The following is a 15989-nucleotide window of genomic DNA, read 5'->3' as shown; positions in this document are numbered from 1 at the left end:
AAGAAGTCCGGTGGCTCACCGGGCACTCCACCTTCCGTAAACTCGTTGTGAGGACGAGCGAGGGAGGTGCAGGTGGCCAACGCGGAAGAGCGCCGCTTCGAAGTGCTGCGCGCGATCGTCGCCGATTACGTGTCCAACCAGGAGCCCGTCGGCTCCAAGGCGATCGTCGACCGGCACAACCTCGGTGTGTCCAGCGCCACCGTGCGCAACGACATGGCGGCGCTGGAAGAAGACGGCTACATCACACAGCCCCACACCAGTGCGGGCCGGATCCCCACCGACAAGGGGTACCGGCTGTTCGTCGACCGGATCGCCGAGGTCAAACCGCTCAGCGCGGCCGAGCGCCGGGCCATCACCGCGTTCCTCGACAGCGGTACCGACGTCGACGACGTCCTGCGCCGGTCCGTCCGGCTGCTCGCGCAGCTGACCAGGCAGGTCGCGGTCATCCAGTACCCGATGATGACCAACTCGGCCGTCCGTCACCTGGAAGTGGTGCCGCTCACCCCGGCCCGGCTGATGCTCGTGCTGATCACCGATTCCGGCCGCGTCGACCAGCGCACCGTCGACCTCGGGGACGTCATCACCGAGGAGAACGTGAGCAGGCTGCGCACGGTGCTCAACGGGGCACTGGCCGGCCGTCGTCTCTCCGAGGCCGCGGCGGCGGTCGCCGAACTGCCCGAGAAGTCGCCGGGCGAACTGCGCGACAACCTCACCCGCGTGTGCACCGTGCTGGTGGAATCGCTGGTCGAGCACCCCGAGGAGCGGCTCGTGCTCGGCGGCACCGCCAACCTCACCCGCAACGTCTCGGACTTCCCCGGATCACTGCGGCAGGTGCTGGAAGCGCTCGAGGAGCAGGTCATCGTCCTCAAGCTGCTCGCGGCCGCCCGCAACCCCGGTGCGATCACGGTGCGCATCGGTGAGGAAAATGAGGACGAGCAGATGCGCAGCACCTCGGTGGTGTCCATCGGCTACGGAATGGACGACCTGCTGCTGGGCGGGATGGGCGTCGTCGGGCCGACCAGGATGGACTACCCGAACACCATCGCCGCGGTGCGCGCGGTGGCGAACTACGTGGGGCAGATCCTCTCCGGTCGCTGAACGCGACGGTGAGGTCGAAGTCAGAAGGAGAAGGCGAAGACGGTGGCGAGGGACTATTACGGCATTCTCGGGGTGGCGAAGAACGCGACGGATCAGGAGATCAAGCGCGCGTACCGCAAACTGGCCCGTGAACTGCACCCCGACGTCAACCCGTCGGAGGACGCCCAGCACCGTTTCGGCGAGGTGACCACCGCGTACGAGGTGCTGTCGGATCCGCAGAAGCGCAAGGTCGTCGACCTCGGCGGAGACCCGATGGACGGCGGCGCCCGCGGTGGCGGCGGAGACCCGTTCTCGGGCTTCGGCGGCCTCGGCGACATCATGGACGCGTTCTTCGGTGCCGCCGGTGGTGGCGGCGGCCGCGGTCGTGGCCCGCGCAGCCGCGTGCAGCCCGGTTCCGACGCGCTCATCCGCCTCGGCCTGACCCTCGAGGAGTGCGCCACCGGCGTCGACCGCGAGATCACCGTCGACACCGCCATCGTCTGCGACCTGTGCCGCGGCGCCGGCGCGGCCGAAGGCACCGGCACCAAGACCTGCGACACCTGCGGCGGCGCGGGCGAGGTCCAGTCCGTGCAGCGGTCGTTCCTCGGCCAGGTCGTCACCGCCCGCCCCTGCCCGGTCTGCCGCGGCTTCGGCGAGGTCATCCCGGACCCCTGCCGCCAGTGCGGCGGCGACGGCCGGGTCCGCGCCCGCCGCAACGTCACCGCCAAGATCCCGCCGGGCGTCGGCGACGGTATGCGCATCCGCCTCTCCGGCCAGGGCGAGGTCGGCCCCGGCGGCGGTCCCGCCGGCGACCTCTACGTCGAGATCGACGAGGCGCCGCACGAGGTGTTCGTCCGGCAGGGCAACGACCTGCACTGCAACTTCCGCATCCCGATGACCACCGCCGCGCTCGGCGCCACGGTGCCCATCGAGACCCTCGTCGACGGCGACTACGAACTCGACATCGAGCCGGGCACCCAGCCCGCCACGGAACTCGTGCTGACCGCCAAGGGCATGCCGCGGCTGCGGTCCTCCGGCCGCGTCGACGGCCGCGGCGACCTGCACGTCCACATCGACGTCGTCGTGCCGACCAAACTCGACGACGCGCAGCGCGACCTCCTCGTCGAACTCGCCCAGCAGCGCGGCGAAGACGTGCCTTCGCTGTCCTCGAACGGCTCCAAGCCCGGCGGGCTGTTCTCCAAGCTGCGCACCAAGAACCACCGGTAACCCGTGCCCGAGACGACACTGCCGGTCTTCCTCACCGCCGCGCTGCCCGGCTCCGGGCGCACCACCCTCGACGGCGAGGAAGCCCGGCACGCCGCCACCGTCCGCCGCCTGCGCGTCGGCGAACGTCTCGTGCTCTCCGACGGCGAAGGCGGCATGGCGCGCTGCGTCGTCGAAGCCGTCCAGGCGGGCAGGGACGCGGCGCTCACGTTGGCCATCGAGGAGCACTGGACTGAGGACCCGCCCGCGCTGCGCGTCATCGTCGCCCAGGCCCTCGCGAAAGGCGACCGCGGCGAACTCGCCGTCGAACTCGCCACCGAAGCCGGCGCCGACGCCATCGTCCCCTGGCGCGCCGCCCGCAGCGTCGCCCGCTGGGAAGAAGGCACCCGCGGCGACAAGGCCCTCACCCGCTGGCGCACCACCGCCCGCGCCGCCGCCAAACAAGCCCGCCGCGCCCACGTCCCCGAAGTCGCCGAACCCGCCACCACGAGCGAACTCGCCGAACTCGCGCAGACCGTTTCCCGCGCACTCGTCCTCGAATCCGGCATCACCACCCGCCTCACCGAGATCGAACTCCCGGCACAAGGCGACATCCTTCTCGTCGTCGGCCCCGAAGGCGGCATCACCGACGAAGAACTGAACACCCTCACCGACGCCGGCGCCACCGCCATCCGGTTGGGCCCCACCGTTTTGCGCACCTCCACCGCCGCCGCCGTGGCACTCGGCGCACTGGGGGTTCTCACCGACCGCTGGAAGTGAAAAAACACCCCACTAATTTGCGGCGAGTTATGGCGCGATCACGCAAACAGCCGTTACTCTCGTTAACTGACGCGCAACACACGGTTTCGGCGCGCCACTGGGGATGAAGCCCGGTCGCGCGCGTGAATCCCCGCCGGGCACCTCCCCCCTCGGTCCGGCGGAGCCGCGGCGGCGGTGGGCCGACCCCCAGGGCCCACCGCGCCGCGGCATCTTCATTTCCGGCCCTTCGCAAGACGCTTCGCTCCTTGCCGCGCCCCGAGATCCGCGCCGCCGCGTGTTGAATCGGGGCCGAGCCTCCACGGTGAGGTCGGCGGCGGGGGTGGTCGTGAGTGGCGTTTCGGGTTGGGGCGAAGGGTGCCTTCAGTACCTACTGGACTTTGGCTGCGGCTCATCGCGGGACCGGGGTCCGTGAAGGCCTCCTTGAGGGACTCTGGGTCCCTCAAGGAGGCCTTCACGGACTTGGGAACACAGGGCGCGGCGTGAGTGAAGGCGTGACTCGCGTGATCAGGGACGTGACTCGCGTGATTGGAGGCCGCACTCGGGGTGTTCCGCCGCGGATCACGCGAGTTCCGGCTTCGATCACGTGAGTGCGGGTGCCACTCACGACCACCCCGGCCACCCCGCCCGGGATGCGTGGACGCGAAGGGGACTTTCCTCGCATGCGACGCGGCGAAAGTTCCCTTCGCCCCGTCCGCGTGGGGCTCTCGTGGGCGATAGGGTGGGGGGATGAGTGACGCGGAGACGTTGTTCGAGCGGATCATCGCGGGGGAGATCCCGTCCGACAAGGTGTACGAGGACGCGACGACGTATGCGTTCCGGGACATAGCGCCGCAGGCTCGCGTGCATGTTCTCGTGGTGCCGAAGAAGCGGTACCGGAACGTCGGTGAAATGGCCGCCGCCGACCCGCAGTTGCTCGCGGACGTCGCGTCGACGGCTCGCAAGGTCGCGGAGATCGAGGGGATCGCGGAGTCCGGTTACCGGGTGGTCTTCAACACCGACGGTGACGCCGGGCAGACCGTCTTCCACGTGCACGCGCACGTGCTCGGCGGCGAGCAGCTGGGGCATTTCGGGCGCTGAGGCGCGCGGCCTGCGGAAACCGGACTGCGTGCCGCCACCCGCAACCAGTAACATCGAACTCGTCACTGTCGTTGAAAATCGCAGCGTAAGCGCAGGAAGTAGGCCCGAGGCCACGTGGCCGGAACCGTACCGGGTGAAGCCGCCCGACCCGACGTTCCCGCGGACGTCACCCCGACGAAGGCTGATGAAGCCGCCATCACCGAAGCGGCCCAGTCCCGATTCCCCATCCCCGACGCCGCCGCGCTCAGCCTGCTCGGCTCAAGGGACGAAAACCTCCGCGTCGCCGAAGAGCTCCTCGCCGCCGACGTCCACGTCCGGGGCAACGAGGTCACCCTGACCGGCGCCCCCGCCGACGTCGCCTTCGCCGAACGTGTCTTCGCCGAACTCGTGACCCTCGCCGGCCGCGGCCAGCAGGTCGACCCCGCCACCGTCCGCCGCACCGTCGGCATGCTCTCCACCGGTGACCACGAGTCACCGGCCGAAGTGCTGAGCATGAACATCATCTCCCGGCGCGGCAAGACGATCCGGCCCAAGACGCTCAACCAGAAGCGCTACGTCGACGCCATCGACAAGCACACGATCGTCTTCGGCATCGGCCCCGCCGGTACCGGCAAGACGTACCTCGCCATGGCCAAGGCCGTCCAGGCGCTGCAGGCGAAGCAGGTCACCCGCATCGTGCTGACCCGCCCCGCGGTCGAAGCCGGTGAGCGACTCGGCTACCTGCCGGGCACGCTCAACGAGAAGATCGACCCGTACCTGCGCCCGCTGTACGACGCGCTGCACGACATGGTCGAGCCCGAGTCGATCCCGCGGCTGATGCAGGCGGGCACCATCGAGATCGCGCCGCTGGCGTACATGCGCGGCCGCACCCTCAACGACGCCTTCATCATCCTCGACGAAGCGCAGAACACCACGCCGGAACAGATGAAGATGTTCCTCACCCGGCTCGGCTTCGGCGCCAAGATCGTCGTCACCGGCGACGTCACGCAGGTCGACCTCCCCAACGGCCAGAAGAGCGGCCTCCGGGTGGTCCGCGACATCCTCGAAGGTGTCGAGGATCTGCACTTCGCCCAGCTCACCAGCCAGGACGTGGTGCGGCACAAGCTCGTCGGCGACATCGTCGACGCGTACGAGAAGTGGCAGGCGCTGCAGGACAGCAAGGACCAGGGCAGCGGTTGGAAGGGTCAGCGCCGTTCATGAGCATCGAAATCGCCAATGAATCGGGCGTGAACGTCGACGAGACCTCGATCGTGTCGGCCGCCCGCTTCGCGCTCGACAAGATGGAGGTCAGCCCGCTCGCCGAGCTGTCCATCCTGCTCGTCACCCTCGAGGTGATGGAGGACCTGCACGAGCGGTGGATGGACCTGCCCGGTCCCACCGACGTGATGGCCTTCCCGATGGACGAGCTCGACTCGTCGCGCCGCCCCGACGCGCCCGACGCCTCGCCCGCGCTGCTCGGCGACATCGTGCTGTGCCCGGCGTTCGCGAAGGACCAGGCCAAGACGGCCGGGCACGCGCTGATGGACGAGCTGCACCTGCTCACCACGCACGGTGTGCTGCACCTGCTCGGCTACGACCACGCCGAACCCGCCGAGGAACGCGAGATGTTCGGTCTGCAGAAGCGGATCCTCGGCGAGTTCCAGGCCGCGGTGGCCGCGCACAACAAGCGCGACGCGCAGCGCTCCGCGGACGACAGGCTCCTCGGCACCGCCGGCCTCGACGCCGCCGCGCCCGCCGAAGAGCCCCCCGCCTAGGCGGTTCGCGGACATGGGTAGTCCCACGGCCCTGCTGGTCATCGCGATCGCGCTGATCCTGCTCGCCGGGGTGTTCGCGGCCGCCGACGCCGCCGTCAGCACGGTCTCCAAGGCCCGTGCCGACGGTCTCGTCCGGCTCGGCCGCCCCGGTGCGCGTCAGCTGTCGCTGGTCATCGCCGAACGCCGCCGCCACATCAACCTGATCCTGCTGCTGCGGATGACCTGCGAGCTGACCGCCACCGTGCTGGTCACCGTCGACGTCCTCGGCTGGATCCGGCCGCTGTGGCTCGCCATCGTGGTCGCGGCGGGGGTGATGGTCGTGGTGAGCTACGTGCTCATCGGTGTCGGCCCGCGCACCCTCGGCCGCCAGCATCCGTACCGGATCGGGCTCGTCGTCGCGGGTCCCGTCCGCGTGCTCGGGTCGATCCTCGGCCCGCTCAGCAGGCTGCTGATCGTCCTCGGTAACGCCATCACCCCGGGCCGCGGCTTCCGCGAAGGCCCGTTCACCTCCGAAGTCGAACTGCGTGAACTGGTCGACCTCGCCCAGGAGCGCGGCGTCGTCGAGGAATCCGAGCGCGAGATGATCCACTCGGTGTTCGAACTCGGCGACACCGTCGCGCGCGAGGTCATGGTGCCGCGCACGGAGATCGTCTGGATCGAGCACGACAAGACCGTGCGCCAGGCGCTCGCGCTGGCCCTGCGCACCGGGTTCACCCGGCTGCCGGTGATCGGCGACTCCGTCGACGACGTGGTGGGCGTGGTCAACATCAAGGACCTCATGCCCGCGTACATGGCCGAGGGCGGCTCGCAGCGGCAGGTCGAGGAGCTGATGAACCCGGCGAGTTTCGTGCCGGACTCCAAACGGCTCGACGATCTGCTCAAGGAGATGCAGGTCTCGCACAACCACATGGCGATCGCCGTCGACGAGTACGGCGGCACCGCCGGCCTGCTCACCATCGAGGACATCCTCGAGGAGATCGTCGGCGAGATCACCGACGAATCCGACGCCGACGAACGCCCCGAGGTCGAAGAACTCGAAAACGGCGCGGTCCGCGTCTCGTCCCGGCTCTCGATCGACGACCTGGGTGAACTGTTCGGGATCGACCTCGAAGACCACGACGTGGAGACCGTGGGCGGGCTGCTCGCCGAGCGACTGGGTAGGGTCCCGCTGCCGGGGGCCGAAGCCGAGGTCGCCGGACTTCGGCTGTTCGCCGAAGGCGGTAAGGACCGGCGCGGGCGGATGCGGATCACCACGGTGGTCGTCCACCCCGCCGACGCGGACGCGGTGACCGACGCAGCCCAGGGCAGGCGCCGGACCCGGGTCCCGCAGCCCGATGAAAGTGACAGGAGTGTCGAACATGCCTGAGCTGGACGCCGAGGACGAGAAGCTGGTGACCCTGGCCAGGTCCGCGCGAGCCCGCACCCAGGCCGCCGAAGGCGCCGCGCTCCGCGACACCGACGGCCGCACGTACGCGGCGAGCACGGTCGACCAGCCGTCGTTCAAGCTCACCGCGCTGCAGGCCGCCGTCGCCGCCGCCGTTTCGAGCGGAGCCGAAGGAATCGAGGCCGCCGTCGTGGTCACCGCCGAAGGTCTGCTCAAGGAAGCGTCCGTGCACGCGGTCCGTGACATCGCCGAAAAGGCCCCGATCTACCTGGCCGACCCCAGTGGCAAGGTGCTGAACTGATGGCCGAGCCGCATCGTTCCGGTTTCGCCTGCTTCGTCGGGCGGCCCAACGCGGGCAAGTCGACGCTGACCAACGCGCTCGTCGGCAGCAAGGTCGCGATCACCTCCAGCAAACCGCAGACCACCCGGCACGCCATCCGCGGCATCGTCCACCGCGACGACGCGCAGCTGGTGATCATCGACACACCGGGCCTGCACCGGCCGAGGACCCTGCTCGGCGAGCGGCTGAACGACATCGTCCACTCGACATGGTCCGAAGTGGACGTTGTCGGCTTGTGCGTGCCCGCCAACGAAAAGGTCGGCCCCGGCGACCGGTTCATCGCCGCCGAACTCAAGAAGATCGCCAAGCGCACCCCGGTGATCGGCGTCGTCACCAAGACGGATCTCGTGAAACCCGAGCAGGTCGCCGAGCAGCTGCTCGCCTTGCAGGAGGTCATGGAGTTCGCGGAGCTGATCCCGGTGTCCGCTGTGGACGGTTTCCAGGTCGGCGCGCTCTCGGATCTGTTGGTGCGGCACCTTCCCGAGGGGCCGCAGCTGTATCCGGGCGGCGAACTCACCGACGAGCCGGAGCAGACCCTGGTCGCCGAGCTGATCCGCGAGGCGGCGCTGGAGGGCGTCCGGGACGAACTCCCGCACTCGATCGCCGTCACCGTCGAAGAGATGCTGCCCCACGAGGGCAGGGACGACATGATCGACGTGCACGCGTTCCTTTATGTGGAACGTCCGAGCCAGAAGGGCATCATCCTCGGGCACAAGGGTGAGCGGCTCAAGGACGTCGGCGCGCGCGCCCGGCAGCAGATCGAAGGGCTCCTCGGTTCGAAGGTCTACCTCGATCTGCACATCAAGGTCGCCAAAGAGTGGCAGCGCGACCCCCGTCAGTTGCGACGGCTGGGCTTCTGACTGAACGGAATGTCTCGATTCGGTCGCGGAGACCGGTTGATGATGTGGAACCGGACGGGTGACCTTAGAGTCTCAACCCTTGACTCCGGGGATCGCTGATCGGGCGGCGCGCCCGGGTCGGAGTTCGACATCTCATTCGTGAAGGGAAAGCGGTAAATGACCGACAACCAGGGCCTGCCCAACTACTCCGGCGACCCTCAGGGCGGTGGCGGCTTCAACAACCCCGGCCCGCCGCCCAACAACAACCTGGTGTGGGCCATCCTCACCACCATCCTGTGCTGCCTGCCCTTCGGCATCGTCGCCATCGTCAAGGCGAACCAGGTGAACACCCTCTGGGCGCAGGGCCAGCCCGCCGCCGCGCAGGAAGCGGCCGACGCCGCCAAGAAGTGGTCGATCATCGCGGCGATCGTCGGTGGCGTCATCATCGTTCTGTACGTTGTCCTCGTCGTCGTCCTGGGCGTCTTCGCGGCCTCGGTGGACGTGAACAACTACCGCTGATCCCGGCGCTCGAGGGGGAGACCTCATGACCGACCAGTACCCGAACTACCCGCCTCCGGGCGGGCCACCGCCGCAGCAGCCGTATTACGGCGGCGTGCCGAACTACGGTCCCCCGCCGGACAACAACCTGGTGTGGGCCATTCTCTGCACGGTGTTGTGCTGCCTGCCGCTGGGTATCGTCGCGATCGTGAAGTCGAGCCAGGTGCAGACGTTGTGGGCGCAGGGTTTCCACGCCGAAGCCCAGAAGGCCGCCGACGACGCGAAGAAGTGGTCCATGTGGGGTGCGATCGCCACCGGCGGTCTTTTCCTGCTGTACATCATCTTCATCGTGGTGATGATCATCATCGGCGCGTCGGCGGGAAGCTTCACGCCGTGACGACGTCCGTCTACACGGGATTCCCGGCGCGCGGGTTCAAAGCCAAGGCCCGCGCGCTGGGGCCGCCCCTGGCCATCGCAGCCGGGGCCGGCCTCGGCTGTGTCGTCCTCTGGCTGGGTGATCCCACCACTCCGGGCGGGCCGCTTCCGGTCTGTCCCACCAAGGCCCTGCTGGGCATCGCCTGTCCCGGCTGCGGCGGTATGCGCATGGTCTACAGCGCGCTGCACGGGGACATCCCCGCCGCACTGCACTACAACGCGGTGTCCTTTGTGGTCGTTCTGCTGCTCATCTGGAGCACCGTCGCCTGGGCGGTCGGCAGGCTCCGCGGCCGCGCGGTGGACAGCTGGCTGCACTGGCGCTGGACGCCGCTCGCGTTCGGTGTCGTGTTCGTCGTCTGGTTCGTCATCCGTAACCTGCCCTTCGCCCCGTTCACCTCGCTTTACGTGTGAGTGCCGGGCCGAGGCCCGGATCGTCGGTGGTACCGAGTACGCTCCCGCGCACCGGTCTGCTCGGTGTGTACCCATGCCGTACATTCAGCCCGGGTCGCCGCAGAGGCCCGTGCGCCAGGGGCGAGGAACCAGCGAGGGGATTTCGATGACCACTCCCTACGGCCAGCAGCCGCCGGGACAGCAGCCGCCGCCCGGATCCGGGGATGGGCAGCAGCAGTCACCGCGGCCGCAGTCGCCGTTCGGGCAGCAGCCGTCGGGAGAACAGCCCTCGCCGTTCGGGCAGCAGCCGCAATCGCCTTTCGGCCAGCAGCCGTCGTCTCCGTTCGGCCAGCAGCAGCCGCAGTCTCCCTTCGGGCAGCAGGGTCAGGCCTCGCCGTTCGACCAGGCTTCCCAGTTCGGTCCGCGGACCGACTACGCCCACTGGGGCCTGCGCGCGGGCGCGACGCTCATCGACTTCGGCCCGATCGTCGTGCTGCCGATCATCGGCATGATCATCTCGGCGGTGGGGCCTGACACGGTCGGCCTGTTCATCGCCGGTCTCGGTTATCTGGCCGGGTTCGCCTGGACCGTCTACAACCGGTGGCTCAAGATGGGCACCACCGGCCAGTCGCTCGGCAAGAAGATCCTGAAGATCAAGCTCGTCCGCGAGAGCGACGGCCAGCCGATCGGCCCGCTGATGGCGTTCGTCCGGGACCTTTGCCACAACCTGGACGGCTGGGTCTGCGGTCTCGGCTACCTCTGGCCGCTGTGGGACGAGAAGAAGCAGACGTTCGCGGACAAGATCCTCAGCACCGTCGTCGTGCCGGGCGAAGCGGCCGCGTCGGCACCGTTCGGCCAGACCCCGGGATTCCCGGCGCCGCCGTCGTCTTCGCCGTCCTTCCCCGCGCCGCCCGCCCCGTTCGGCCAGCCGCAACAACAGCCGCAGCAGCCGTTCGGCGCGCCGCAGCAGCAGTCCCCGTTCGGTCAGCAGCCCCAGCAGCCGCAGCCGTTCGGGCAGCAGCCTTCCCAGCCCTTCGGGCAGCCGCCGCAGGGAACCGCGGCGCCGTCACCGGAGTCCCAGCCTGAGCCGGCTCTGGGCGAGGCCGAGCCGACCCAGGTCCTCCGCCCGGGGCAGCAGCCTCAGCAGGCACCGTCAGGGTTCGACGAAGCCGAGCCGACGCAGAAGATCACCCCGGAGCAGCTGAGGCAGCAGTTGCCCGGAGCGGATGGGCCGAACGGGCCCGGAACACCGCAACAGTAAGGAAAAACCGGCGGGATCCACCCGTCGGCAAATGCGACAAAAGTGGGGAACCCCGATGACGAACCCGTACGGCCAGCAGCCCGGCCCCGGCCAGCAGCAGCCCTATGGCCAGCAGCCTCAGCCCGGATACGGACCCCCGTCCGGCGCCACGCCCGCGCCGTACGGCCAGCCCTCCGGCCCGAACCCGATGCCGTACGGCCAGCCGGCGCCTTACGGCCAGCCCGCGCCGTACGGTCAGCCCGCGCCCTACGGCGCGCCGGGCGGCATGCCCGGTGGCGGCGGTGACATCAACTCGATCCCGGACTACAAGGGCTGGGCGATCGGCTGCATCTTCCTCTGCTGGATCATCGCGATCTTCGCGATCATGAAGTCCAACGAGGTCAACACGTACAAGATGCAGGGCAACTACGCCGCCGCCGCGGACGCGTCGAAGTCGACGAAGACCATGTGCATGATCGCCTCGATCATCGGCGGTGTCGGCTGCCTGTTCTCCATTCTCTGGATCATCCTGGTCGCCGCGAGCATCTAGCCCGACCCGTAGCCGAAAGAACAACGAGGACCACTTTCATGACCAACCCCTACGGCCAGCAGCAGCCCTACGGACAGCAGCCTGGCTACGGGCCGCCGTCCGGTGGCATGCCCGCCCCCTACGGCCAGCCTGCTCCGTACGGCCAGCCTTCCCCTTACGGCGCGCCGGGCGGCATGCCCGGCGGCGGTGGCGACATCAACGCCATCAAGGACTACAAGGGCTGGGCGATCGGCTGCATCTTCCTCTGCTGGATCATCGCGATCTTCGCGATCATGAAGTCCAACGAGGTCAACACGTACAAGATGCAGGGCAACTACGCCGCCGCCGCGGACGCGTCGAGGTCCACGCGGACCATGTGCATGATCGCGTCGATCATCGGTGGCCTCGGCTGCCTGTTCGCCATCGTGATGATCATCATCTCGATCGTCGCGGCCGCGTCGGTGCCGAGCTGCTACGGCCGCTACTGCTGATTCCGGGGCGCACCACCCCGATGTCGGTCCCAGGTGGGACGATGTCGGGGTGGTGAACCTCTATCGCGACACCGGAGTGGTGTTGCGGACGCACAAGCTGGGTGAGGCCGACCGGATCGTCACCCTGCTCACGCGGCGGCACGGCAAGGTCCGTGCGGTCGCGAAGGGCGTGCGTCGGACGTCATCGCGCTTCGGGGCGCGCCTGGAGCCGTTCGGGCACGTCGACGTCCAGTTCTACACCGGCCGCTCCCTCGACGTGATCACCCAGGTCGAGACGGTCGACGCCTTCGCGCTGCCGCTGGTCGCCGACTATCAGCGCTACACCGCCGCGAGCGCCATCGCCGAGACCGCGGACCGGCTGTCCGCCGAAGAAGGCGAGCCGGTGCTCAAGCTCTACATGCTCGTCGTCGGAGCGCTGCGGGCGCTGGCGGGCGGCGAACGGGACAGTTCCCTCATCCTCGACGCCTTCTTCCTGCGGGCCATGGCCTACGCCGGCTGGGCGCCCGCGATCACCGAATGCGCCCGCTGCGGCCTGCCCGGCCCGCACAAGGCGTTCAGCGTGTCCGCCGGGGGTTCGATGTGCCCGGATTGCCGGGTTCCGGGCTGTGTCCACCCCTCCCAGGAGGTACTGACGCTGCTCGCGGCGCTCCTGCACGGCGAGTGGCCGGTGGCCGAGGCGTCGCTGCCGGTGCCGCGGCGGGACGCGTCCGGCCTGGTCGCGGCGCATCTGCAGTGGCATCTGGAGCGCCAGTTGCGGTCGCTGCCGCTGGTGGAGAGGCGTGCGCGGGAGACCACGACTCCGGCGCAGTAGGGTCGCAGGCACAGGTTCACTCGTTCAGGAGGCTCGAAGGTGCTGCGCAGGGGACGCGAGAACAAGGCGTCACAATTCGAACTTCGCGCGCCGGAGCCGCATCCGTCCGGTGCCCGGCCGCCGGAGATCCCCAAGGAACTCCTCCCGAAGCATGTGGCGCTGGTGATGGACGGCAACGGCCGCTGGGCCAACCAGCGGGGCCTGCCGCGGATCGAGGGCCACAAACGCGGTGAAGCGGTGATGATCGACGTCGCCAGCGGCGCCGTGGAGCTCGGCGTCAAATGGCTTTCGGTGTACGCGTTCTCCACCGAGAACTGGAAGCGGAGCCCGGAGGAGGTCCGTTTCCTGATGGGCTTCAACCGCGACACCATCCGCCGCCAGGTCGACTACCTCGGTTCGATCGGCGTCCGCATCCGCTGGGCGGGCCGCCGCCCCAAGCTGTGGGCGAGCGTCATCAAGGAACTCCAGGTCGCCGAGGAGAAGACCAAGCACAACACGGCGCTGAACATGACGATGTGCGTCAACTACGGCGGCCGTGCGGAACTGGGTGACGCCATGCGCCGGATCGCGCAGGACGTCGCCGACGGGAAGCTGAACCCGGACAAGGTCACCGAGAAGACCATCGGCAAGTACCTGTACCAGCCCGACATGCCGGACGTGGACCTGTTCCTGCGGCCGTCGGGGGAGCAGCGGACGTCGAACTTCCTGCTCTGGCAGTCGGCCTACGCCGAGATGGTCTACCAGGACACGCTCTTCCCCGACTTCGACCGCACCCACCTGTGGCGGGCGTGCCTCGAATTCGCGAAACGGGACCGCCGCTTCGGCGGGGCCGTCGACAAGGCTTCGGAAGGAACTCCATGACCCCCGCCGACGTACTTTTTCCCGCGGAGGCGGCATGAATACCGAGGCGGCGGACACAGCGGCCCTGCTCACCTCCGCGCGGGAAGCGCTCGAACGCTATCTCGAAGTCCACGTCGACGACGACGGCGCGCTGACCTTCTCGCACGCAGACGTCCCGTGCGTCATCCAGGCGACCCGGCTGGCCGAAGGGCTGACCGTGCTGAGCCTGACCTGCGTGGTGGCCTGGGATCTGCCGGACGACCCGGCGATCGCGGCCTCGGCGGCGGAACGCGCCGGACAGGGCCTGTTCGGGACGCTCGGGGTCGTGCGTTCGGAGAAGGGCATCGACATCACGCTGAGGTACGCGTTCCCGGCCGAGGGCATGGATCCCTCGCCGCTCGGAACGCTGCTCATGCTGGTCGTCTCGACCGCGTCGCAGCTGCGTTCGGACCTGCTGGGCACCGCTGGAGGGGAGTGACCGCCGGAACGCACGGTCACCTGGCATCATCGCGCGCATGGAAACCATTTCCAGAAGCGCCCCGGAGAAGAAGCCGGCCCGGCGGTTCAAGATCACCTCGATCGAGGTGCTCTGCGCGATCCTGCTGATCGCGATCCTCGGGCAGAGCTGGCTCCAGCAGGTGTTCGACGTGCCCGCGCTGCGGACCGGCTCGACCGTGTTCGTCGCCGTCTGCGTGCAGGCGCTGCCGTTCCTGGTGCTCGGGGTGCTGATCAGCGGCGCGATCGCGGCGTTCGTGCCCGCGCGGGTGCTGGAGAAGGTGCTCCCTCGCCGGGCCGGTGCGGCCGTCGGCGTCGCGGGGCTGGCCGGGGTCGCCCTGCCGGGTGTGAATGCGCGTCGGTGCCGGTCGCGCGGCGCCTGATCGGCCAGGGCGTCGCGCCCGCGGCCGCGCTGACCTTCCTGCTCGCCGCGCCCGCGGTGAACCCGGTGGTGCTGGTCGCGACGGCGGTGGCGTTCCCCGGGAACCCGGAAATGGTGTTCGCCCGCTTCGCCGGTTCGCTCGCCACCGCGATGGTGATGGGCTGGCTGTGGGCGAAGTGGGGCAAGCTCGACTGGATCGCGGAGCGGGCTTTGCGGCGGCTTCCGGAGGTTCAGCACGGTTCGCGCTGGAAGACCTTCGCCGAGACCGCGCGGGCGGATCTGGTCGAGGCCGGCGGTTTCCTGGTGCTCGGCGCGATGATCGCCGCCGCGATGAACGTGCTGGTGCCCGCCAAGTGGTTCGGAGTGCTGGGGGAGCAGATCGTGCTCGGGGTGCTGGTGATGGCCGTGCTCGCCGTCGTGCTGGCCCTGTGCAGTGAGGCCGACGCCTTCGTCGCCGCGTCGCTGACCGCGATGCCGCTGCTGCCGAAACTGGTGTTCCTGGTGGTCGGGCCCGCGATCGACGTGAAGCTGTTCGCCCTGCAGACCGGCACCTTTGGCAAGTCCTTCGCGCTCCGGTTCGCGCCGGTGACGTTCGTGGTCGCGCTGTCGTGCGCCGTCGTGTCGGGTGTGTTGATCCTCGGAGGTGGCGCGTGAAACGCGAGACCCAGAACATCCTGCTGATCCTGCTCGGCGGCGCGCTGCTGAAGATCACGATCAACGGCGACTACCTGCGCTACGTCAAACCCGCCCAGCAGCCGTGGATCATCGCGGGCGGCGCGGTGATGGTGGCGCTGGGCGCGGTCGCGATCGTCCGCGACCTGCTGGCCGCGCGGGCCGCCGCCGTCGTGTCCGGCGATGTCCACGCGCACGACCACAACACCCGCTCGGCCTGGCTGCTGATGGTGCCCGTGCTGGCCGTGTTCCTGGTCGCGCCGCCCGCGCTGGGCGCCGATTCGGTGACCCGCACCGAGGCCAGGGCGCCACAGAGCGCTTCGGCGAGCAACGCGGCCGCCTTCCCGCCCTTGCCCGCCGGGGACGTGGTCCCGCTGGAGGTCAACGAGTTCGTCAGCCGCGCGGGATGGGATTCCAGTGGCTCGTTGAACGGGCGCACGGTGCGGCTGTCCGGCTTCGTCGTGCACAACGAGGGCAACACGATGCTGGCGCGGATGGTCATCGGCTGCTGCGCGGCCGACGCCTTCCCGATCACCGTGCGGATGGTGGGCGACGGCGTGTCGGGCTTCGGGAACGACACCTGGCTGGAGGTCACCGGGACGGTCGTGCCGGGGACCGCGGTACGGGAGAACAGCTACATGCCGGATTTGACGCTCACCTCGGTGCGGCAGGTGCCGGCGCCGAAGGACCCTTACGAGTACTGAGCCGATGCTATGAAAGGTCCTTTCCTTGCAAAATTTGCCAGGAAAGGA

Annotated in this window: 19 protein-coding genes and 1 pseudogene; all 20 read left to right on the top strand. The window is 69.1% G+C overall.

Annotated features, from left to right (window positions below):
* The first annotated feature begins 72 nt into the window (after positions 1–72).
* The 20 genes and pseudogenes from hrcA (at position 73) to AJAP_RS28650 (ending at position 15941) form a co-directional block, all read left to right on the top strand.
* Entirely contained in the window at positions 73–1098 is a 1026-nt protein-coding gene (gene hrcA, locus AJAP_RS28745; protein WP_038524053.1) for a heat-inducible transcriptional repressor HrcA, read from the top strand.
* A gap of 42 nt (positions 1099–1140) precedes the next feature.
* Positions 1141–2304: a molecular chaperone DnaJ gene (dnaJ, locus tag AJAP_RS28740; protein ID WP_037342822.1), complete on the top strand. Its 1164-nt coding sequence runs from the start codon at positions 1141–1143 to the stop codon at positions 2302–2304.
* 3 nt (positions 2305–2307) lie between these two features.
* Complete coding sequence (locus tag AJAP_RS28735; protein WP_038517073.1) at positions 2308–3060, top strand: 16S rRNA (uracil(1498)-N(3))-methyltransferase; 753 nt, start codon at positions 2308–2310, stop codon at positions 3058–3060.
* Positions 3061–3786: 726 nt separating this feature from the next.
* The gene (locus tag AJAP_RS28730) at positions 3787–4137 is read left to right on the top strand and encodes a histidine triad nucleotide-binding protein (RefSeq protein WP_038517071.1); all 351 of its coding nucleotides are present in this window, start codon (positions 3787–3789) and stop codon (positions 4135–4137) included.
* Positions 4138–4251: 114 nt separating this feature from the next.
* Entirely contained in the window at positions 4252–5337 is a 1086-nt protein-coding gene (locus AJAP_RS28725; protein ID WP_037342828.1) for a PhoH family protein, read from the top strand.
* The gene (gene ybeY / locus AJAP_RS28720; protein ID WP_038517068.1) at positions 5334–5891 is read left to right on the top strand and encodes an rRNA maturation RNase YbeY; all 558 of its coding nucleotides are present in this window, start codon (positions 5334–5336) and stop codon (positions 5889–5891) included. Before AJAP_RS28725 ends, ybeY begins: the two co-directional genes overlap by 4 nt.
* Before the next feature lie 13 nt (positions 5892–5904).
* Positions 5905–7257 carry a hemolysin family protein gene (locus tag AJAP_RS28715; RefSeq protein WP_038517065.1) on the top strand — a complete coding sequence of 451 codons (1353 nt, stop codon included), beginning with the start codon at positions 5905–5907 and terminating at the stop codon, positions 7255–7257.
* Positions 7250–7576, top strand: a complete 327-nt coding sequence (locus tag AJAP_RS28710; protein ID WP_038517063.1) for a cytidine deaminase — start codon at positions 7250–7252, stop codon at positions 7574–7576. Before AJAP_RS28715 ends, AJAP_RS28710 begins: the two co-directional genes overlap by 8 nt.
* A complete protein-coding gene (gene era / locus AJAP_RS28705) occupies positions 7576–8475 on the top strand; it encodes a GTPase Era (protein ID WP_016332464.1) in 900 nt (299 codons plus the stop codon). The genes AJAP_RS28710 and era overlap by 1 nt, the downstream gene beginning before the upstream one ends.
* Positions 8476–8631: 156 nt before the next feature.
* A complete protein-coding gene (locus tag AJAP_RS28700; protein WP_038517060.1) occupies positions 8632–8973 on the top strand; it encodes a CD225/dispanin family protein in 342 nt (113 codons plus the stop codon).
* A 25-nt stretch (positions 8974–8998) separates the two neighbouring features.
* Complete coding sequence (locus AJAP_RS28695; protein WP_020629387.1) at positions 8999–9349, top strand: CD225/dispanin family protein; 351 nt, start codon at positions 8999–9001, stop codon at positions 9347–9349.
* Positions 9346–9798 carry a DUF2752 domain-containing protein gene (locus AJAP_RS28690; protein ID WP_038517058.1) on the top strand — a complete coding sequence of 151 codons (453 nt, stop codon included), beginning with the start codon at positions 9346–9348 and terminating at the stop codon, positions 9796–9798. The genes AJAP_RS28695 and AJAP_RS28690 overlap by 4 nt, the downstream gene beginning before the upstream one ends.
* Before the next feature lie 145 nt (positions 9799–9943).
* Positions 9944–11038 carry an RDD family protein gene (locus AJAP_RS28685; protein WP_038517056.1) on the top strand — a complete coding sequence of 365 codons (1095 nt, stop codon included), beginning with the start codon at positions 9944–9946 and terminating at the stop codon, positions 11036–11038.
* 55 nt (positions 11039–11093) lie between these two features.
* Positions 11094–11567 (top strand): CD225/dispanin family protein, encoded by a 474-nt coding sequence (locus AJAP_RS28680; protein WP_038517054.1) that lies wholly within the window; start codon positions 11094–11096, stop codon positions 11565–11567.
* 38 nt (positions 11568–11605) lie between these two features.
* Positions 11606–12037, top strand: a complete 432-nt coding sequence (locus tag AJAP_RS28675; protein WP_038517052.1) for a CD225/dispanin family protein — start codon at positions 11606–11608, stop codon at positions 12035–12037.
* A gap of 49 nt (positions 12038–12086) precedes the next feature.
* Positions 12087–12848, top strand: a complete 762-nt coding sequence (recO, locus tag AJAP_RS28670; RefSeq protein WP_038517050.1) for a DNA repair protein RecO — start codon at positions 12087–12089, stop codon at positions 12846–12848.
* 39 nt (positions 12849–12887) lie between these two features.
* The gene (locus AJAP_RS28665; RefSeq protein WP_038517047.1) at positions 12888–13709 is read left to right on the top strand and encodes an isoprenyl transferase; all 822 of its coding nucleotides are present in this window, start codon (positions 12888–12890) and stop codon (positions 13707–13709) included.
* A gap of 34 nt (positions 13710–13743) precedes the next feature.
* Positions 13744–14166 (top strand): hypothetical protein, encoded by a 423-nt coding sequence (locus AJAP_RS28660; RefSeq protein WP_038517045.1) that lies wholly within the window; start codon positions 13744–13746, stop codon positions 14164–14166.
* Positions 14167–14203: 37 nt separating this feature from the next.
* Positions 14204–15219: pseudogene (locus AJAP_RS28655) on the top strand (permease).
* A complete protein-coding gene (locus tag AJAP_RS28650; protein WP_038517042.1) occupies positions 15216–15941 on the top strand; it encodes a TIGR03943 family putative permease subunit in 726 nt (241 codons plus the stop codon). The pseudogene AJAP_RS28655 and the gene AJAP_RS28650 overlap by 4 nt, the downstream one beginning before the upstream one ends.
* Positions 15942–15989: the final 48 nt, after the last annotated feature.

This window comes from Amycolatopsis japonica (assembly GCF_000732925.1).
GTDB lineage: Bacteria > Actinomycetota > Actinomycetes > Mycobacteriales > Pseudonocardiaceae > Amycolatopsis > Amycolatopsis japonica.
Note: the sequence above shows the minus strand (reverse complement) of the source record. Positions and strands in the feature narration are given on the sequence as shown.

Coding starts and splice junctions, on each gene's coding strand:
- ybeY (WP_038517068.1), top strand. CDS start 5,334: ATGAGCATCGAAATCGCCAATGAATCGGGCGTGAACGTCGACGAGACC.
- AJAP_RS28710 (WP_038517063.1), top strand. CDS start 7,250: ATGCCTGAGCTGGACGCCGAGGACGAGAAGCTGGTGACCCTGGCCAGG.
- AJAP_RS28730 (WP_038517071.1), top strand. CDS start 3,787: ATGAGTGACGCGGAGACGTTGTTCGAGCGGATCATCGCGGGGGAGATC.
- AJAP_RS28675 (WP_038517052.1), top strand. CDS start 11,606: ATGACCAACCCCTACGGCCAGCAGCAGCCCTACGGACAGCAGCCTGGC.
- AJAP_RS28685 (WP_038517056.1), top strand. CDS start 9,944: ATGACCACTCCCTACGGCCAGCAGCCGCCGGGACAGCAGCCGCCGCCC.
- AJAP_RS28660 (WP_038517045.1), top strand. CDS start 13,744: ATGAATACCGAGGCGGCGGACACAGCGGCCCTGCTCACCTCCGCGCGG.
- AJAP_RS28695 (WP_020629387.1), top strand. CDS start 8,999: ATGACCGACCAGTACCCGAACTACCCGCCTCCGGGCGGGCCACCGCCG.
- AJAP_RS28680 (WP_038517054.1), top strand. CDS start 11,094: ATGACGAACCCGTACGGCCAGCAGCCCGGCCCCGGCCAGCAGCAGCCC.
- AJAP_RS28715 (WP_038517065.1), top strand. CDS start 5,905: ATGGGTAGTCCCACGGCCCTGCTGGTCATCGCGATCGCGCTGATCCTG.
- era (WP_016332464.1), top strand. CDS start 7,576: ATGGCCGAGCCGCATCGTTCCGGTTTCGCCTGCTTCGTCGGGCGGCCC.
- AJAP_RS28700 (WP_038517060.1), top strand. CDS start 8,632: ATGACCGACAACCAGGGCCTGCCCAACTACTCCGGCGACCCTCAGGGC.